Annotated in this window: 11 protein-coding genes; 2 read left to right on the forward strand and 9 right to left on the reverse strand. The window is 66.3% G+C overall.

Going from position 1 to position 18198, the window contains the following annotated elements:
* Positions 1–16 precede the first annotated feature (16 nt).
* The 5 genes from NGK62_RS29490 to clpS form a co-directional block, all read right to left on the reverse strand.
* Positions 17–1333, reverse strand: a complete 1317-nt coding sequence (locus NGK62_RS29490; protein ID WP_059379875.1) for a paraquat-inducible protein A — start codon at positions 1331–1333, stop codon at positions 17–19.
* Positions 1334–1341: 8 nt separating this feature from the next.
* Positions 1342–3654, reverse strand: coding sequence for an ATP-dependent Clp protease ATP-binding subunit ClpA (gene clpA, locus NGK62_RS29495; protein WP_059379976.1), 2313 nt, complete (start codon positions 3652–3654; stop codon positions 1342–1344).
* 55 nt (positions 3655–3709) lie between these two features.
* Positions 3710–5932, reverse strand: coding sequence for a penicillin-binding protein 1C (pbpC, locus tag NGK62_RS29500; RefSeq protein ID WP_251881664.1), 2223 nt, complete (start codon positions 5930–5932; stop codon positions 3710–3712).
* Positions 5929–11124 carry an alpha-2-macroglobulin family protein gene (locus NGK62_RS29505; RefSeq protein ID WP_118932828.1) on the reverse strand — a complete coding sequence of 1732 codons (5196 nt, stop codon included), beginning with the start codon at positions 11122–11124 and terminating at the stop codon, positions 5929–5931. Before NGK62_RS29505 ends, pbpC begins: the two co-directional genes overlap by 4 nt.
* A gap of 164 nt (positions 11125–11288) precedes the next feature.
* Positions 11289–11603 carry an ATP-dependent Clp protease adapter ClpS gene (gene clpS, locus NGK62_RS29510; protein WP_006383989.1) on the reverse strand — a complete coding sequence of 105 codons (315 nt, stop codon included), beginning with the start codon at positions 11601–11603 and terminating at the stop codon, positions 11289–11291.
* 225 nt (positions 11604–11828) lie between these two features.
* Here clpS and NGK62_RS29515 point away from each other — a divergent pair, with 225 nt between their 5' ends.
* Both NGK62_RS29515 and NGK62_RS29520 read left to right on the forward strand, forming a co-directional pair.
* A complete protein-coding gene (locus NGK62_RS29515; protein WP_006220277.1) occupies positions 11829–12074 on the forward strand; it encodes a cold-shock protein in 246 nt (81 codons plus the stop codon).
* Positions 12075–12166: 92 nt separating this feature from the next.
* The gene (locus NGK62_RS29520; RefSeq protein WP_059379877.1) at positions 12167–12682 is read left to right on the forward strand and encodes a DUF192 domain-containing protein; all 516 of its coding nucleotides are present in this window, start codon (positions 12167–12169) and stop codon (positions 12680–12682) included.
* Between the two features lie 87 nt (positions 12683–12769).
* Here NGK62_RS29520 and pcaF read toward each other — a convergent pair whose 3' ends face one another.
* From pcaF to sodB, 4 genes are all read right to left on the reverse strand, one after another.
* A complete protein-coding gene (pcaF, locus tag NGK62_RS29525) occupies positions 12770–13975 on the reverse strand; it encodes a 3-oxoadipyl-CoA thiolase (RefSeq protein ID WP_059379878.1) in 1206 nt (401 codons plus the stop codon).
* A 174-nt stretch (positions 13976–14149) separates the two neighbouring features.
* The gene (locus tag NGK62_RS29530) at positions 14150–15544 is read right to left on the reverse strand and encodes a chloride channel protein (protein ID WP_059379879.1); all 1395 of its coding nucleotides are present in this window, start codon (positions 15542–15544) and stop codon (positions 14150–14152) included.
* A 71-nt stretch (positions 15545–15615) separates the two neighbouring features.
* Complete coding sequence (locus NGK62_RS29535) at positions 15616–17307, reverse strand: methyl-accepting chemotaxis protein (RefSeq protein ID WP_059379880.1); 1692 nt, start codon at positions 17305–17307, stop codon at positions 15616–15618.
* A gap of 283 nt (positions 17308–17590) precedes the next feature.
* Positions 17591–18169 carry a superoxide dismutase [Fe] gene (gene sodB / locus NGK62_RS29540; RefSeq protein WP_013394768.1) on the reverse strand — a complete coding sequence of 193 codons (579 nt, stop codon included), beginning with the start codon at positions 18167–18169 and terminating at the stop codon, positions 17591–17593.
* Between the last annotated feature and the right edge of the window lie 29 nt (positions 18170–18198).

The raw sequence follows: 18198 nt of genomic DNA on the forward strand, positions 1-18198 counted from the left end.
GAAGCCGCGGCGCTTCCTAGCCCATTTCCTTGCCGGCAAGAGACGCCGGCTGGCGCCCGCCTTCCACTGGCGGCGATTCTATTTCACTTTGTCCTTCCAGATCCCAACTGCGGCGCAGGTCGAAACTCATGGCAGACAACATGGTCAGGATCACTGTCAGCCCGAACGCCGCCGCACCCGCGCCGGCGCTGATTTCCATCAAGCCCTGGAAATCCGCCAACGCCGCCAGCAATATAACGACAAAAACATCCAGCATCGACCATTGGCCGATGAACTCGACCATTTGATACAGGCGCGTGCGCGGGCGCAAGTTGGTGGTGCTGCGCCACTGTTCCGTCAACAGCAACAGCATGAGCGCCAGCAGCTTGGTCAGCGGCACCGCCACGCTGGCGATGAAGACGATCAGCGCAATATCCCAGGAGCCCATATCCCACAGTTCAACCACGCCGCCCAGGATGGTATGGGCGCTGTCGCCTAGCACCGACCTGACCTGCATCACCGGCAGCACGTTGGCGGGGATATAGAACACCACGGCTGCCAGCAACAGCGCCCAGGTGCGTGCCAGATGGTCGGGCTTGCGGAAATGCACCAGGGCGTCGCAACGCACGCAGTGGTGGTGTTCTTCCGGGTCGGCCGCGCGGGGCAGCGCCTGCACCTGACCACAGACATGACATCCGGTCAGTACCGTGTCCGGCGCAGTCTGGGGTATATGCACCGGCACCACGCCCACACTCTCGGCGTAGCGCCACAGCACATGCGGCGACAGCCGCCCCAGCATCGTCAACAAGATGGTCAGGATGCCGAACGCGACCAGCCCGATGCCTGGAGTCACGGCGGCCATGCCCGCCAGCTTCACCACAGCCACCAGCACGCCCAGGAGGAACACCGGGACCATGCACCAGGGCCGCAGAAAGCCCAACAGGCGCATCGCGGTACGGAAGCCCAGGGGCTCGCGGCCGCGCGAAAGCGGCCCCAACACCCACAGCAACACGGAAAGCTGCAGCATCGGCAACGCGAAGCCCGCCATGCCGGTCATGATGGCGACAACCCAGTGGTCCTGCCGCCAGGTGATGAAAATGGCGTCCAGCAAGGACGCCTGCTGCACCATGCCCTGCACGGACATCGAAGCGACGGGATAGGCGTTGGCCACCCCGAACACGATGAGGGCGGCAATGGCGAGGGCCAGCCAATTGGACAAAGTAAGCCCGCTGTAACGCCACAAGGTGGCGCCGCAGCGGGCGCAATTGGCGGTCTCGCCAGGTTCAAGCTGATGCCGGCGATAGATGCTTGCGCAGTGCTCGCACTCGATCAGCGGCTGGCGGTCCGCGGTCATTGAGTCGCCTAGTCGACCAGTTCGACTTCCTGTTTGTCAGGCGCATCCGACGAGGGCGGCTTGCCGTTCTCGTCGAAGTCCAGCTTGACCTTGCCTTCCTCGTCCAGGTCGACCGTGACCGTGCCGCCATCGACCAGCTTGCCGAACAGCAGCTCGTCGGCCAGCGCACGCCGGATGGTGTCCTGGATGAGGCGCTGCATGGGACGTGCGCCCATGAGCGGATCGAACCCTTCCTTGGCGAGATGCTCGCGCAGACTCGTGGTGAAGATGGCTTCCACGCGACGCTCGTGCAGTTGGTCTTCCAGCTGCATGAGGAACTTGTCCACCACGCGCAGGATGATTTCGCGGTCCAGCGGCGCGAACGGGATGATCGCGTCCAGGCGGTTGCGGAACTCGGGGGTGAACATGCGGCGGATTTCCGCCATTTCGTCACCCACCACGCGCGAATTCGCGAAGCCGATCGACGGACGGTTCAAGGTTTCGGCGCCCGCGTTGGTCGTCATGATGAGAATGACGTTGCGGAAGTCCGCCTTGCGGCCGTTGTTGTCGGTCAGCGTGCCGTGGTCCATGACCTGCAGCAGGATGTTGAACACATCCGGGTGCGCCTTTTCGATTTCATCGAGCAGCAGCACGCAGTGCGGCTGCTTGGTGATGGCCTCGGTCAGCAGGCCGCCCTGGTCGAAACCGACGTAGCCCGGAGGCGCGCCGATCAGGCGCGACACCGCGTGCCGCTCCATGTATTCCGACATGTCGAAACGCAGCAGCTCCACGCCCAGCGTGAAAGCCAGCTGGCGCGCGACTTCGGTCTTGCCCACGCCGGTGGGACCGGAGAACAGGAAGGCGCCGATCGGCTTTTCCGGCTTGCCCAGGCCCGAGCGCGCCATCTTGATGGCGGCGGACAGGGCTTCGATGGCGTTGTCCTGGCCGAAGACCACGGTCTTCAGGTCGCGGTCCAGCGTCGCGAGCTTGCTGCGGTCGTCGTTGGAGACGGACTGCGGCGGAATGCGCGCGATCTTGGACACGATGTTCTCGATGTCCACCTTGCCGATTACCTTCTTTTGGCGCGAGCGCGGCAGCAGGCGCTGCGCGGCGCCGGCCTCGTCGATCACGTCGATGGCCTTGTCCGGCAGATGGCGGTCATTGATGAAGCGCGCCGACAGTTCGGCCGCGGCCGACAGGGCGGCGGACGAGTAGCGCACGCTGTGGTGCTCTTCGAAGCGGCTCTTCAGGCCGCGCAGGATCTGCACGGTCTGTTCGACGCTGGGTTCGGCCACGTCGATCTTCTGGAAACGGCGCGACAGCGCGTGGTCTTTTTCAAAGACGCCGCGGTATTCGGTGTAGGTGGTCGCGCCGATGCACTTGAGCTGCCCGGAAGACAAGGCGGGCTTCAAGAGGTTGGACGCGTCCAGCGTGCCGCCCGATGCCGAGCCGGCGCCGATCAGCGTATGGATCTCGTCGATGAACAGGATGGCGTCGGGGTTGCCGCGGATCTGCTTGAGCACGCCCTTCAGGCGCTGCTCGAAATCGCCGCGGTACTTGGTGCCCGCCAGCAAGGCGCCCATGTCCAGCGAAAAGACCTGGGCGGCCTGCAGGATTTCGGGCACTTCGCCGCGCGTGATGCGCCAGGCCAGGCCTTCGGCGATCGCGGTCTTGCCCACGCCGGCCTCGCCGACCAGCAGCGGATTGTTCTTGCGGCGGCGGCACAGCACCTGGATCACGCGCTCGACTTCGTGCTCGCGTCCGATGAGGGGATCGATGCGGCCCGCCAACGCGGCGGCATTCAGGTCGGTGGCGTACTGGTCCAGCGGCGACTGACGCGATTCGCCCTGCTCTTCACCATTGGTCTGCTGCTCTTTCTGCACGGCGGCGGACTCCACCTGGGGCTGTTTGGTAATGCCATGCGACAGAAAATTGACAACGTCCAGCCGCGTCACGCCCTGCTGCTGCAGGTAATACACGGCGTGCGAATCCTTTTCGCCGAAAATGGCCACGAGCACATTGGCGCCGGTAACCGGCTTCTTGCCGGTGCCTCCCGCGGATACATGCATGATGGCGCGCTGGATCACACGCTGGAATCCCAGCGTGGGCTGCGTGTCGACCTCGGCGCCGCTCGGGATCACCGGGGTGTTCTCCGAGACGAACTGGCGCAGATTGCGGCGCAGGTCGTCCAGGTTCGCGGCGCAGGCGCGCAGCACTTCAACGGCCGAAGCGTTGTCGAGCAACGCCAGCAGCAGATGCTCGACGGTAATAAATTCATGCCGGGCCGAACGGGCCTCGACGAAAGCCATATGCAGGCTGACTTCAAGCTCTTGAGAAATCACGCTTCCTCCGTAACGCATCGAAGCGGGCAAATACACGATTCATATTCTATGCCGATCATGGCGTAACGCCAGAGATTTCAAAAACCACTCTGTCGTGACGGCCTTGCGCATCCATGACGGTAAGCGTATACCGGCCGTCCATGGCCAACACTAATTTAAACGGATGACCCGACGCGCCGTGGCCAACCACGCGCCCGTCCAGCATCCACCATACTTCGCCTTCTGTTCCCTGCACATCCACATCCAGCGCCACTTCGCGCCCGCCCGGCACGGGCCGCAGCACCGAGCCGCTGGCCACGCCGCCCAGACGCAGCGGTCCGCGCGAGGCATCGGCGTAGCCGGCAAAGGACGGCGGCGCCGTTTCATTCAGCACCCAGGCCGCGCGCTGCTCCGGACATTCGCCGGACGGCACGCTGCCGAGCTTGTAACCCAGGGGCCAGCATGTCACCGCGGCCTGCACCGTTTCGGGCCTGACGCGGACCTGCTGAGCGCCTTCCGGCAAGGCCGCCACGATATCCTGCAGTAGCGGCGCCGCCACGTTTGCCCCGAAAAATCCGGGGTTGGGCGTACCATCCGGACGGCCGACCCAGACGCCCATCGTCCACCTGTCGGTCACTCCAACGGCCCAGGCGTCGCGGAATCCGAAACTGGTCCCGGTCTTCCAGGCCAGTTGCCGCGCCGGGCTGCCCGACTGGTAGAACGGCCGGTCAGGATGGCCGCCGCTCTCCAGAATGTCACGGACGATCCAGGCCGCCCCAGGGCTCATCATACGGGACTCGACCCGAGGCTGCTCCGGCCGCAGCCGGGGCCGCCCGGAGACGCCCCCGCGGGCCAGGGCCCGGTAAGCGCCCACCAGTTCTTCCAATGTGGTGCCGCCCCCGCCCAAAATCAAGCTCAAATTCGGTTCCGCGCCCGCGGGCAAACGTAACCGCACCCCGCCGGCCAGCATGACCGAGGCAAAACTGCTGGGCCCGACGCGATCCAGCAGGTCCACCGCCGGCACGTTGAGCGAACGCTGCAGGGCCTGCGCCACGCTGATCGGGCCGGCGAACGCGGCCTGGAAATTGCCCGGCGCGTAGCCGCCGAACGACATCGGCGCGTCGATCAGCAGGCTTTCGGAGTGGATCAGGCCTTCGTCCAGCGCCTGCGCGTACAGAAAGGGTTTGAGCGTGGAGCCCGGCGAACGCACGCCGCGCACCATATCCACGTGGGCGGCCCGGCTTTCGTCGGAGAAGTCGGCGGAGCCGGCATAGGCCTTGACCTCCAGCGTATCGTTGTCCATCACCAACACGGCCATCGATACCTTGGGCGGCAGGCCGTCCACCCGGTCCTGCAGCATGCGCTCCACCGCCGCCTGCATGTCCGCGTCCAGGGTGGACGTGACCACGGCGGGCCGCTCGCCCGGGCGCCGGCCGGCCTTGCGGTGGCTGCCCGCTTCCTGCAGCAGGCGCTGCGCGGCCAGGGGCGCCAGCCAGCGCGCCCGCAGCGGCGGCGCAACCACGTTCTCGATCTTGGCGTCGGCCACCTCGGCCGGGGTCCAGCGGCCCAGTTCGACCATGCGGTCCAGCACCTTGTCGCGCGCGGCCTGCGCGGCCTCGGGATGACGGTCCGGCCGCAGGCGCGACGGCGCCTGCGGCAAGGCGGTCAGCATCGCCGCCTCCGCCGGGCTCAGGTCGCGCGCCGGCTTGCCCAGCCACAGGCGCGAGCCCATCTCCACGCCTTCGACGATGCCGCCCATGGGCGCGTGGGTCAGGTACAGCGACAGGATCTCGTCCTTGCTGTAGTGCATTTCCAGCTGGATGGCGCGCCAGGCCTGCCGCAGCTTCGCCGACATCGAGCGCGAGGGCTTGCCGGCCAGTTCCGGATCGATCAACCGCGCAACCTGCATGGTCAGGGTGGAGCCGCCCGACACGATACGGCGGTTGGTGGCCCACTGCCAGCCGGCGCGCGCCATCGCCACCGGGTTGACGCCCGGGTGCCAGTAGAACCAGCGGTCCTCGTAGGTCAGCAGCGTTTCCAGATAGCGTTCGGACACCTGGTCGGGTTTGACCGGATAGCGCCAGATGCCGTCGCGGCTGGGATAGTTGCGCAGCGGCGTGCCGTCCGCGGCCACGACCACGGCGGCGCCGCCCGAATCCACGGGCGGCAAGGGATAGAGGCGGTCCAGCGTGAATAACAACGCGGCCAGCGCAAACAACGCGCTGGCCGCGAAGATTCCGCGCCGCCGCCAGCGGCGGGCGCGCGAGGCGCCCGCCACGGGGGTGGCGGCGGGGGTCAAGGACGCTTGGCGCCGCGGTCGCGGATCTCTACCGTGCTCCATTGCTCGCCTACGCCACGGATTTCAGGCCGGTACATATCTTCGGCCACCGTCGACGGCACCGCGTAGCGGCCCGGCGTCACGACGCGCACCAGATAGAACACGTCCACCTTGCCGCGGCCCAGCGACACCGCGGCCACATAGCGGTCGTCGCGGAACTCGCGGTGCTTGATGTTGGGATCGGACATGGCTTCGGCCACGCGGCGTCCGCCGATCGTCCATTCCTGCATCTCGGGGCTTTGCGACAGGTTCAGGTTTTCGACTTCAAAACCCGCCGGCACGCGGTCCACCAGCAAGCCATCCGGAATGTTCTGGTTGGCGCTGGCCTGCACCCACACCACCAGCATATCGCCGGTCTGCAGGCTGCCGCCATCCCACGGACGGCCGTCCGGACGGTACCAGCCGCGCTTGAGCTGGATCACGTCGTTGCGCGGCGCGGGCGCGGTGGTCGGGCTGCCCTGGATGTCGTATTCGACGAACAGGGACTGGTTGCCGGTGTTCAGCAGCTGCGCGCCGGCCAGGTCGGCCGCCGACAGCGACACGGTCTGGTCGCTGGTGCCGCCGGCGAGCGCCTTGGTGGAACCGTTGACGGTCAGCGTGGCGGACCAGGGCGTGGCCTTGTCGCCGCCCAGGGCGCGGGCGGCCAGCAACAGCGACATCTGTTCCTGCGTCGACAGGTACGAACGGTTGCCCAGGCGGCTGGCCAACTGCGTCAGCAGGTTGTCCAGGCGCTCGTGGCGCAGCTCGTACTTGTCGGCGATCGCAAAGGCCAGCGCGTAGTCGCGCACGCCGCTGCCGTAGTCGCCCAGCCATTCGTCGTAATAGCCGGAGTTGCGGCGGTTGTTGAGACCGTACTCGCGCGCCACGGCCTGGTCGAGCGCGCTCTTCATGCGCCCTTCGTCGCCCATGAGCTTGAACGCAGCCGCCAGCTGGATCAGCGGCAGCGGCGAACGCGCGCGCTCCTGGTAGTTGTCGTACAGCTGGCGCACCGTGGACAGCGGCGCCTTCTTGTCGCGCGCCAGCGCCAGCGCGGCAGTGGCCAGGCCGGCGAAGCGGCGGTGGTCCTCACGCAGGATGTTGGCGTCGCTGGAATCGTAGCGTCCGGATTCGACGCCGCGCTTCAGGTTGGCCGACCAGGTGCCGAATGCGCCGGAACTCTGCTGCACCTGCTCCAGCAGCCACTGGCGCGAACGGTCCAGCGAGGCCTCGGGCACTTCGAAACCGTTGTCGCGGGCGTCCTGCATGAAGCCGACGGCGTAGGCCGTCAGCCATACGTCGCGCGAGGACGAGCTGCTCCACAGGTTGTACGAACCGACGGCATTGCGCATGCCCGCCAGGCGGCCGATCGCGCCGGCCACCTTGGCGTCACGCTCGGCCTTGGTACGCGGCTTGAGGCCGAACTGCTTGGCCGCGGCCTCATCCAGCATGACCCACGGCAGGGTCGCGCTGATGGTCTGCTCGGTGCAGCCGTAGGGATAGTTGAGCAGCCCTTCGACCAGGCGGTTGACGTTGATCGGCGGACGGTTCGAAACCGTCATGCTGACCGTGGTCGAGTCCGGATAGTAGGAAGCGATCCACGACGCCTGCGGCGCGTTGGCTTCGCCCGGATTCAGGCGCAGGCGGCGCACCTGGCGCTCGGCCGCGTAGGCCGGTTGCACCTGCAGCACGGATTCGCGCACGATGCGCACGGGCTTGCCGCCGCCCTGCCCGTCGACGGTCAGGCGCATCAGGCCCAGGCCGTACGAACCGGTGGTGGTGGCGGTGAAGCGCAACGTGGTGCGCTGCTTGTCCTTCAAGGTCACGGTCTTGACGCCGTCGACGATGGCCAGCGGGTCCAGCGCTTCCAGCTTGACCGTCACCTTCTGTTCGGCGCCGCTCAGGTTGGTCACGTCCAGCGCGATCGCTGCCTGGTCGCCCGGAGTAATGAAGCGCGGCGTGTTCAGCTCGGCCACGATAGGCGCCGCCACCACCATTTCGGTGTCGGTGCTGCCGTAGTTGTCGGGCGTGAAGGCCACCGCCATCAGGCGCAGCGTGCCGTTGAAGTCGGGCAGGTCCAGCGGGATGTCCGCCTCGCCCTGCTCGTTCAGCTTGACCGGACCGGAGAACAGGTCCACCAGCTTGACCTTCTTGGGCAGGCTCTTGCTGTCGCCGCGCATGGCGGCGTCGCCGCCCCACTTCAGCTTGCCCTTGGTGCCGTCCATTTTCTCGATCAGCTTGCCGTACATGTCCAGCAATTCGGGCGCGTAGCGGTGCTTGCCGAAGAAGTAGTCCAGCGGGTCGGGCGTCTTGTACTGATTGATATTGAGGATGCCCACGTCCACCGCCGACAGGGTCACGGTGGCCTGCTTGCCCGAAGCGCCGTCGACCTTGACGCGCACGGTCGCCTTGGTCTCGGGCACCGCCTTGGGCGGCGCCGTCAGCTTCACGTCCAGCTTGCGGTCGGCGCTGGCGATGGGCAGGAAGGTCAGGCCCAGCGCGCGCGCCGGCGTCACGCGGTCGCCCTCGCTGCCGGGACGGAACACGGCGGCTGCAATGTACAGGTCGTGGCGCTTCCAGCTCTTGTCGACCGGAATCTCGACCTGCGTGCCGGTCGCTTTCACGGCCACCCAGGTGGACCACAGCATGCGGTCGCCTTCCACGGTGATGAGCGCCTGGCCGTCATGCGGCGGCGTCAGGGTCAGCTTGACCGTGTCGCCCGGCTTGGCCGGCACGCCTTCGAGCTTCATCTGCACGCGGTCGGGACGATTGCCCATGGCGTCGGAGTCCTGCGCGTTCCAGCCCGCATAGAAGCGGTAGCGCAGGGTCTGGCCGGTTTCGGGATCGGCGATTTCCAGGCGATAGCGGCCCCACTTCACGGGCACGGTCAGCTGGGAGCGGTCGTTCAGCGCGATCTCGCGCGAATCCAGCAATTCCTCGGTTTCGGTGTAGCCGCTATTCCAGCCGCGCTGGTCGTCGAAACGCCAGTAGTACTGGCGATCTTCGCGGTACAGACGCATCTGCGCCTGCGCCAGCGGCGCAATCTTGCCCTGCGCGTCGACGCGCAGCACTTCAAAACCGGCGGGCGCGCCTTCGCGGGCCACGTCGCCGTCGAATTGCGGACGCACGGCGATCAGGCGGTCGGCGGGCCAGACGCTGCGCTCGATCGAACGCACCACCGGACGGCCGCCGGATTCCAGCAGGCTGGCCGACACCCTCACCTTCATCGGCGAACGCGTGCCGCCGGTGCGCGGATCGACCTCGAGCTGGCCGCGGCCCTTGTCGTCCAGGGCCGTTTCGGGCAGTTCCTCGAAATGGCGGCGGGCATCGTCGGCAACGTCGCCGAAGATGAAGCCAGGCCATTGCTGGGGCAGCGCAAAACGGTCGCGCTTGACCTGGAAGCTGGACAGCAGGCGGTTGCCGGCGGCGGGCGCGCCGTAGAGATAATCGCCCTGCACGTCCACGGTCAGCGTTTCCTCCGGCGACAGCACCTCCTGGTCGGAGGTCAGCGCCATCTTCATGCGCTCGGGCAGGAATTCCTCGACCTGGAACTTCCAGGACGCGTCCGGCGCGCGCGACGCGGGGTCCACGCGCAATTCCAGCAGCCACGTGCCGGTCTGCGCGTCCAGCGGCAGATCGATGCTGCGCTCGAGATAGCCGGGCAGATCCTTTTGGGGTTGCCACAAGGTGCTCAGCACCGTGCGGCCGTCGGGGCGCTTGATGGTGGCGGTCAGGGGCGACGGCGCCAACATGCGGCCGTCCAGGTCGCGCGGCAGAACCGAGACGTTGAAGGTTTCGCCGGGGCGGTACAGGTTGCGGCCGGCGTAGACGAACAGGTTGTTGGGGCGGGAAACATGGCCGCCGGTGTCGAATTCGGACAGGTCCAGGGCGGGTTCGCCCAGGGCCAGCACCGTCATTTCCTTGTCGCGCGAGGCGCGGATGACACGCGCATTGGCGAAACTGCCGTCAAAGCGGACATGGCCCTGGCCGTCGGCCGCGGCCTTGGCCAGCGACTTGCCTGCGCCGTCCACCAGTTCGAACACGGCGCCCGAGATGGCGGTGCCGCTCTTCAGGGATACCGAATAGGCTTCGATGCGGTCGCTGTAGCGGCGCGCGTGCAGGCCGATGTCGCTGACGTAGAAATACGTCACCTGGTACTCGTAGCGGAAACGGCCGGGCTGGCTCATCACCGCGATGTAGATGCCGGGCTCCTGGAGTTCCTTGATGCCTTCGACCGGCAGGAACGTGACATGGCGACGGTTGGGCTTGTCGTCGGTAACGAAACGGCCTTGATAGACGCTGGTCGTCAGCGAGTTCAGGCGGTCCAGGTCCCAGTTGCTGACCGAGCCCTTCAGGCTGCGGTTGTCGGAATAGCGCCAGTTGTCCTCTTCGTCGCCGCTGTCTTCCTCTTCTCCGGAGCCGGTGCTGCGGCCGATGCCCAGCACGGTGTCGAACAGTTCAGGCACCCGCTCAGGCGATACGCGCAGGAACTGCACGTCCACTTCGGAGACGTTCACCGTGGCCACGGGCAGGCCGCCATTCTGGCCGGCCGGCAGCACCACGCCGCGGCTGGCGAAATAGAACGACGGCGGCATGGCCTGCGTGTTCACCTCGCAATTCGACGCTTCCGCCAGCTTGATGCCACCCGCGCCGGGCAGCCCGGCACGCACGGAGATCGCGTAGGAACGCTGCGGTTGCACGTAGGGGAAATAGACCATGCGGGGGTTGTCGCCCACCACCCAGTTGCCCTTCAAGATCTTGCCCTTGGGCGCCGAGTCGCCCGGCCGGACCGAGGCGGGCTGGTCGCCGTTGCTGGCGGCCGATTCGCTGTCCTTGTCGGAAGCCGAGCCCGTGTCCGTCACTTGCAGATAGCTGTCCAGGTCGGACTTGGCGTCCACCGGCTGCGTGAAGGTCACCGCCAGCGCCAGCGTATCGTTGTACTGGCGCGGCTGGCAGGAAAGCGCGGCAAACGGGTCGGCCGCGCCGACCACCGCGCTGGCGGGCAATGCCGGCTTGGCATCGCCGCCACCCGCCGTGGCCGCAGGCTGCGACACGACGGCTGGCGCCGGATTGGCGGGCTGACGCTCCTTGCCCATCCACCAGCCCACGCCGATGGCGCCGGCCAATACAACGACCCCGGCTGTCGCCAGCCAGGCCTTGCTTATCTTTCCACTCACGGTAAATCTCCCGCTTACTCAAATGCAGACGCACCGCTCCTAAGCGGCGGAGCTGCCGACCTGATCATTCCGCGCGCTTCTCGGGTACGCGGATACTGCCTATCAAAACAAAATAACCGGACAACACAACGCCGCCATGACAGGCGGCGCATTGATTCTGGGGTTCAGACGGGTTCCATCACGCATTGCAGGGGGTGCTGGCGCGCCCGCGCGTATTGGGCCACTTGCGCAATGCGCGTGGCGGCGAGGTCCCGGGGATAAACCCCGCATACACCACGCCCTTCGTGATGCACCTGCAACATGATCCTCGTAGCCTCTTCGTGATTCTTATTGAAGAACTTTTGCAGTACTTTCACGACGAACTCCATTGGGGTGTAGTCGTCGTTCAGCAGCAGGACCTGGTACATCGGAGGCGGCGCGGCGCGCGCCGGAGCCTTCTCGACGGCCAAATCATGCTGGGTATCCAAGGTAGAACTCATAGGGCCGCTATTCTATTTAAACGGGGGACGGCTAGCGTGTAACTTACGGAAAATTACACGTAGAAATGCGTAGTTTCCATACTTGACGCCGCAAAGAAAAGCGGCGCATTATCCACGCATTCTGGGGTTTTCAAAGCACCGAAAATCTGCCAGGAAGCCGGAGGGGGGACAGGGGTCTAGGCCGCGATGCCCTTCGTCAACATACGATTCAATGAGGCAGTCCGCATGTCTGATACGACCGCAACCGCCGTCCAAGGGGACAATCCCAAATCGACGGGCACCGTCAAATGGTTCAACGATGCAAAGGGGTTCGGCTTCATTACGCCCGACGACGGCGGTGAAGATCTGTTCGCCCATTTTTCGTCCATCCAGATGAATGGTTTTAAAACCCTGAAAGAAGGCCAGAAAGTGGCATTCGAGATTATTCAGGGGCCCAAAGGCAAACAGGCGCTTAATATCACGGCTGCCTGAGTTACCCTTAAAGCGCAACGGTAAGGTTGCGCCATTATTCAGGCGGGGCTTTCGGGCCCCGCCTTGTTATTTTTCATTCATTGCGCCAGGTCATGCCCAAGAACGCCGTTTTAAATCCTGTCAGCCTCACGTTGTTCAAGACAGCGTTCTTCAGAAACCTCCTGCCGAAAGCCCTGGCTCCCGCCCTGGCAGCCATCGCAATGGCGTTGCCCGCAGCGGCCGGCGCGCAGCAGACAGGCCCGCAAGCCCCGCTGCCCACCACCCAGCTTTCGGCCGGCATCCATATTATCCGCGCAGAAGTCGCGAACACGGAAGCGACCCGCCGCGACGGCCTGATGTTCCGCAAGGAGCTGCCCGGCAACGACGGCATGCTGTTCGTCTTCGAACAGCCCGACGTGCAGTGCTTCTGGATGCGCAACACCATCCTGCCGCTCTCGATTGCCTTTATCGCCGACGATGGCACGATCGTCAACATTGAGGACATGGCGCCACAGACCGAAGACCCGCACTGCGCCAAGAAGCCCGTGCGCTACGCATTGGAGATGGCTCAGGGCTGGTTCGAACGGCACGGCATCCAGGCCGGCAAGAAACTGGACGGCCTGCCCTGAGGCAAGCCTGCCGGCAGACATGAAAAGGGAGCCTTGCAGGCTCCCTTTTCGTTCCAGCGCGCAGCGTAGCCGCTGCGCGCCAGGCGATTACACGCGTTCGATGATCAGCGCGATGCCCTGGCCCACGCCGATGCACATGGTGCACAGCGCGTAGCGGCCGCCGGTGCGGTGCAGCTGATTGATTGCGGTGGTGGCCAGGCGTGCGCCGCTGGCGCCCAGCGGGTGGCCCAGGGCGATCGCGCCGCCGTTGGGGTTCACGCGCGGGTCGTTGTCGGCGATGCCCAGCTGGCGCAGCACGGCCAGGCCCTGGGCGGCAAACGCCTCGTTCAGTTCGATGACGTCCATTTGCGCAAGCGTGAGGCCGGTCTGGGCCAGCACCTTCAGCGTGGCGGGCGCCGGGCCGATGCCCATGATGCGCGGCGCGACGCCGGCCGTGGCCATGCCGACCACGCGGGCGCGCGGGGTCAGGCCATGGCGGGCGGCGCCCTTTTCGTCGGCCAGCAGCAGCGCTGCGGCGCCGTCGTTGACGCCCGAGGCGTTGCCGGCGGTGACGGTGCCGCCTTCGCGGACCACGCCCTTTAGCTTGGCCAGCGCTTCCAGCGTGGTTTCACGCGGGTGCTCGTCCTTGCTGACGATGATCGGGTCGCCCTTTTTCTGGGCAATCGACACCGGCACGATCTCGGCGTCGAAGAAGCCTTCCTTCTGTGCGCGCGCGGTCTTCTGCTGGCTGGCCAGCGCGAACAGATCCTGGTCTTCGCGGTTGATCTTGAAATCGTCGGCGACGTTCTCGGCCGTTTCGGGCATCGAGTCCACGCCGTATTGCGCCTTCATCAGCTTGTTGATGAAGCGCCAGCCGATGGTGGTGTCATAGATGGCGGCGTTGCGCGAAAACGCGCTGTCGGCCTTGCCCATGACGAAGGGCGCGCGGCTCATGCTTTCCACGCCGCCGGCCAGCATCAGGCCGGCTTCGCCGGCGCGGATGGCGCGGGCGGCGCCGCCGATGGCGTCCAGGCCCGAACCGCACAGGCGGTTGACGGTGGCGCCGGGGACTTCGATCGGCAGGCCGGCCAACAGCGTGGCCATGCGGGCCACGTTGCGGTTGTCTTCGCCCGCCTGGTTGGCGCAACCCATGATGGCGTCGTCCAGTTCTTCCCAGCGCACGCCGGGATTGCGCGCCACCAGCGCCTTGATGGCTACGGCAGCGAGATCATCGGGGCGCACGGAAGCCAGCGCGCCGCCGTAGCGGCCGAAGGGGGTGCGGATCGCATCACAAATGAAAGCATGCACGGTCATGGGAAGCTCGAAGTCAGTGAGAAAAAATCCGGATCGGCTGATCTTAACGCAGCGCTTTCGCGCCAAGTTGGTGCGCACGCGGGATGTCCGCTGCACGGACAGTGTCCAACGGCTGTTCACCACGCCGGTGCGCGCCGCGTGCACCGCGGCAAGGCGCGGACCCGGCCTGCGGACTCACGCCGCAGGCGGCCTGGCGGCGCGCCCGGCGTCGACGATGGCCTGCCTGCGGAAACGCCCGGCGGCCATGTGATAGAACGGTTGCGGGCAGAACTGGCGCGACACGCCCGAGGCCAGCAGGGAGCCAACCAGCAGCCAGAACAGCATGGGCTGGCTGCCCGTCATTTCCATGACCACCACGCTGGCGGTCAGTGGCGCCTGGGTCGCGGCGGCCAGGAAGGCGGCCATCGAAATCAGCACCAGCACGCGGTGATCCACGCCCTCTCCCGCCAATTGCCAGATGTGATGGCCGATGCCCGCCCCGGTGGTCAGGGCTGGCGTGAAGATGCCGCCCGGTATGCCCGCCCAATAGGAGGCGACCGTCGCGGCCAGCTTGGCCAGGCCGAAGCTGGCGGGCGCGGTGTCCTTGCCCGACAACAGATCCGCGGCCACGCCATACCCCGTGCCATAGACGCTGCCGGCAGTAGCCAGCCCGATCACGGCCAGGATCAGGCCCATGATGAAGGCCGTCCAGATCGGATGGGCGCGGATCCAGGCGCGCCAGGACTGGGGCGCGCTGCCGGCCGCCCCCTTGCCCAGCAGGCGCGCGAATATGCCGCCCAGCGCGCCATTGAGCGCCGCGCAGATGGCCACCCACATCACCATGCCATGGGTCAGCGGCGCGCCGCCGAACACACCGAAGTACGGGTTGTTGCCCACCACGGCCACGACCAGGAAGCCCGAGGCCAGCACGCCGATCAGCACCAGCCGTTGCCAGCGCAGCACGGTGCCGCGCCCGAGTTCCTCGATGGCGAAAATGACGCCGGCCAGCGGCGCGTTGAAAGCGGCGGCCAGGCCGCCCGCGGCACCGGCGGCGATCAGTTCATTGGCGTGAAAGCCGCGCAGCTGCACGCCGCGCCGTTTCCAGAAGTCGCCCCAGGCCAGCATCAGCGCGGCGCCAACCTGGACCGACGGCCCTTCGCGGCCGATCGAGGCGCCGGCCAGCATGCCGCCGAACGCGAGAGGAATTTTCCAGAGGGTCTGCCCCAGCGCCACCAGGCTGTTCTGGCTGGCGCCCGGCGGCAGCGACAAGGCGCCGATGACCTGGGGAATGCCGCTGCCGGACGCATTGGGCGCAAAGCGCAGGGTCAGCCAGCGCAAGGCCGCCAGGCTCAGCGGCAGGACCAACAAGGCCAGCCAGCCGTTGTAGGCGACCCACTCGCGGTTCCATTCCAGCGCCTTGTCGGCCAGATAGGCGAAGCCCAGCGACATCAGCGCCACCAGGCCGGCGCCCCCCAGCAGCAGCCCCATCTGCACGCTCTTGCGCGACAGGCGGTTGATCTGGCGCACCTTGCGATGCGCCCATCGGCGCGGGCCGGCCAGCAGCCGGCGTAGGGGGTCGGGCAGGTTCATGGGCGAAGCCGGCGCGGTTGAAAGTGGCTAACCTTACCACTCCCACCTGACCGGCAGCCCACAGCGCGGGATCAGAAGGTCGACCAGTCGTCGTCCGAGGCCTGCGCCAGCGCGGGACGCGCCGCGGGTGCGGCCGTCTTGCGCGGCGCGGCGGGCACCGCCTGCACCAGACGGACCTGGGCTTCGCGCGCCGATCCGCCGCCTGCTTCGACCTTGAAGCGGCGCACTTCCTGGGCCAGGCGGGTGGCCTGTTCCTGCATGCTGGCCGCCGCGGCGGCCGCCTCTTCCACCAATGCCGCGTTCTGCTGGGTCACGGTGTCCATCTGCGCCACGGCCTGGTTGACCTGGCCGATGCCGGCGGATTGCTCTTCCGAAGCGCTGGCGATTTCGCGCACCAGCGTGGCGACCTGGCGCACGCTGTCCACCACTTCGCGCATGGTGCGGCCAGCTTCGTCGACCTGGCGCGTGCCGCCCTCGACGCGCGTGACCGACTCATCGATCAAGGCCTTGATCTCCTTCGCGGCCACCGCCGAGCGCTGCGCCAGCGTGCGCACCTCGCCCGCGACCACCGCGAAGCCGCGGCCCTGCTCGCCCGCGCGCGCCGCTTCCACGGCGGCGTTGAGCGCCAGGATGTTGGTCTGGAAGGCGATGCCGTCGATCACGCCCGTGATGTCGGCGATGCGGCGCGAGCTGTCGGAAATCGCGCTCATGGTCTGGACCACGCCCTCCACCACTTCGCCGCCGCGCACGGCCACGCTGGAAGCCTGGTTGACCAGGCGGTCAGCTTCGCTGGCGTTGTTGGCGTTCTGCTGGACGGTGCTCGTCAGTTGCTCCATCGAGGCCGCGGTCTCCTCCAGCGACGAGGCCTGTTCCTCGGTGCGTTGCGACAGATCGGCGTTGCCCTGGGCGATCTGCGAAGACGCCGAGGCGATGCTCTCACAGCCATCGCGCACGTCCTTGACGATGCGCGCGAGGCTCGCGTTCATGGTCTTGAGCGCGCCCATCAGGTCGCCGGTTTCGTCGCGCGTGGCAACCTGGATGTCGGTCGTCAGATCGCCGGCCGCGACCTGGCGCGCGGCCATCACGGCCTGTTCCAGCGGACGCACGATGCCGCGCGTCACCAGCCAGCCCAGCAGCATGCCGATCGCGACGCCGGCCACGGCGAGGACGATCATGACGGCGCGCAGCGTTTCATACAGGTCCGTGCCCGCCTGCACGCTTTGCGCCGCGACGTTTTCCTTGGCCTTCGCCAGGGTCGTCATCAGATCATCCAGCTTTTGCGACGAGGCGATCACGCGCGCCTCGATCGCGGCCACTTGCGGGTCGGCCTGGGTCAGCGGCCGGGCCTGGGCGGCGGCGAAGAAAGCGGCGGATTCGCGCTTCCAGACCTGCTCGGTCTCGGTGAACTGTGCCAGCAGGCGCTTGCCCTCTTCCGAATAGAAGTTGGCGGCGGCCTTTTCGCGCAGGTCGTCCATGGTTGCAACGGCATCGTCGAACTGCTTGCGCAGCGACTGGCGTTCCTGGTCCGTGGACGCGGCCAGGTAGCCCGTGCGGGCGCGGCCAGCGTAGATCAGATTGATGTTGGCTTCCTTGATGTCCGAGATGCCGCGCAGCTCGGTGTCGTAAAGCCGGTCATTCATTTCATTGATGCGCGCCAGGCCCCAGACCCCAAAGCCTCCTATCGCACCGCCTATCACCGCCACCAGCAAAAACGCGCCCGACAGGCGCGCGCCGATGCGCAAACCCGAAAATAACCGCAACATGCTTCCCTTCCCTGTAAGTACCACGGTTTATCGCGGGCATGCCGCGGCCGTGGACCCCGTGGTTCAGTCGCCGACCGGGGCCAACGATAGTGGTTGGCAAACCTAGGGATTACCCGGAAGAAAAGCCGGTTTGTTCGTTATTTCCCCGCAATGAATTCGACAATCGACAGGGATTTCGCAGGCTGAATTTTTCCTGAACAAAAAAAGAAAACCCCACGCTTGCGCGAGGGGTTGCTCAGCAGGAGCCGCGACGCTGACGCCGCGGCGGGCCTGGCTTTGCCTATCAGGCGAAGTTCTTGGCCGCGAATTCCCAGTTCACCAGCGCCCAGAAGTTTTCCAGGTACTTGGGACGGGCGTTGCGGTAGTCGATGTAGTAGGCGTGTTCCCACACATCACAGGTGAGCAGCGGCTTGTCGGCCGTGGTCAGCGGGGTGGCGGCGTTGCTGGTATTGACGATGTCGACCGAGCCGTCGGCCTTCTTGACCAGCCAGGTCCAGCCCGAACCGAAGTTGCCGGCGGCCGACTTGTTGAAGGCTTCCTTGAAAGCGTCGAAGCTGCCCCACTTGGCGTTGATGGCGTCAGCCAGCTTGCCGGTCGGAGCGCCACCGGCCTTGGGAGCCAGGCTGTTCCAGTAGAACGTGTGGTTCCAGATCTGGGCGGCGTTGTTGAAAATGCCACCCGAGGACTTCTTGACGATGTCTTCCAGCGACAGCGTTTCGAATTCCGTACCCGGGATCAGGTTGTTCAGGTTCGTGACGTAGGTCTGGTGATGCTTGCCGTAGTGGAACTCCAGCGTTTCCTTGGAGATGTGCGGAGCCAGTGCGTCCAGTTCGTAAGGCAGGGGGGGAAGAGTATGTGCCATGTGAGGTTCCTTCTGTTGAGTGCACGATC

It is taken from the genome of Achromobacter sp. Marseille-Q4954, assembly GCF_943737025.1.
Lineage (GTDB): Bacteria > Pseudomonadota > Gammaproteobacteria > Burkholderiales > Burkholderiaceae_B > Achromobacter > Achromobacter bronchisepticus_A.

Bases quoted from the DNA above. Each gene is read 5' to 3' on its own strand.
- NGK62_RS29490 (WP_059379875.1), bottom strand. From the start codon at position 1,333: ATGACCGCGGACCGCCAGCCGCTGATCGAGTGCGAGCACTGCGCAAGC.
- clpS (WP_006383989.1), bottom strand. From the start codon at position 11,603: ATGAGTTCTACCTTGGATACCCAGCATGATTTGGCCGTCGAGAAGGCT.
- NGK62_RS29515 (WP_006220277.1), top strand. From the start codon at position 11,829: ATGTCTGATACGACCGCAACCGCCGTCCAAGGGGACAATCCCAAATCG.
- NGK62_RS29520 (WP_059379877.1), top strand. From the start codon at position 12,167: ATGCCCAAGAACGCCGTTTTAAATCCTGTCAGCCTCACGTTGTTCAAG.
- pcaF (WP_059379878.1), bottom strand. From the start codon at position 13,975: ATGACCGTGCATGCTTTCATTTGTGATGCGATCCGCACCCCCTTCGGC.
- NGK62_RS29530 (WP_059379879.1), bottom strand. From the start codon at position 15,544: ATGAACCTGCCCGACCCCCTACGCCGGCTGCTGGCCGGCCCGCGCCGA.
- NGK62_RS29535 (WP_059379880.1), bottom strand. From the start codon at position 17,307: ATGTTGCGGTTATTTTCGGGTTTGCGCATCGGCGCGCGCCTGTCGGGC.
- sodB (WP_013394768.1), bottom strand. From the start codon at position 18,169: ATGGCACATACTCTTCCCCCCCTGCCTTACGAACTGGACGCACTGGCT.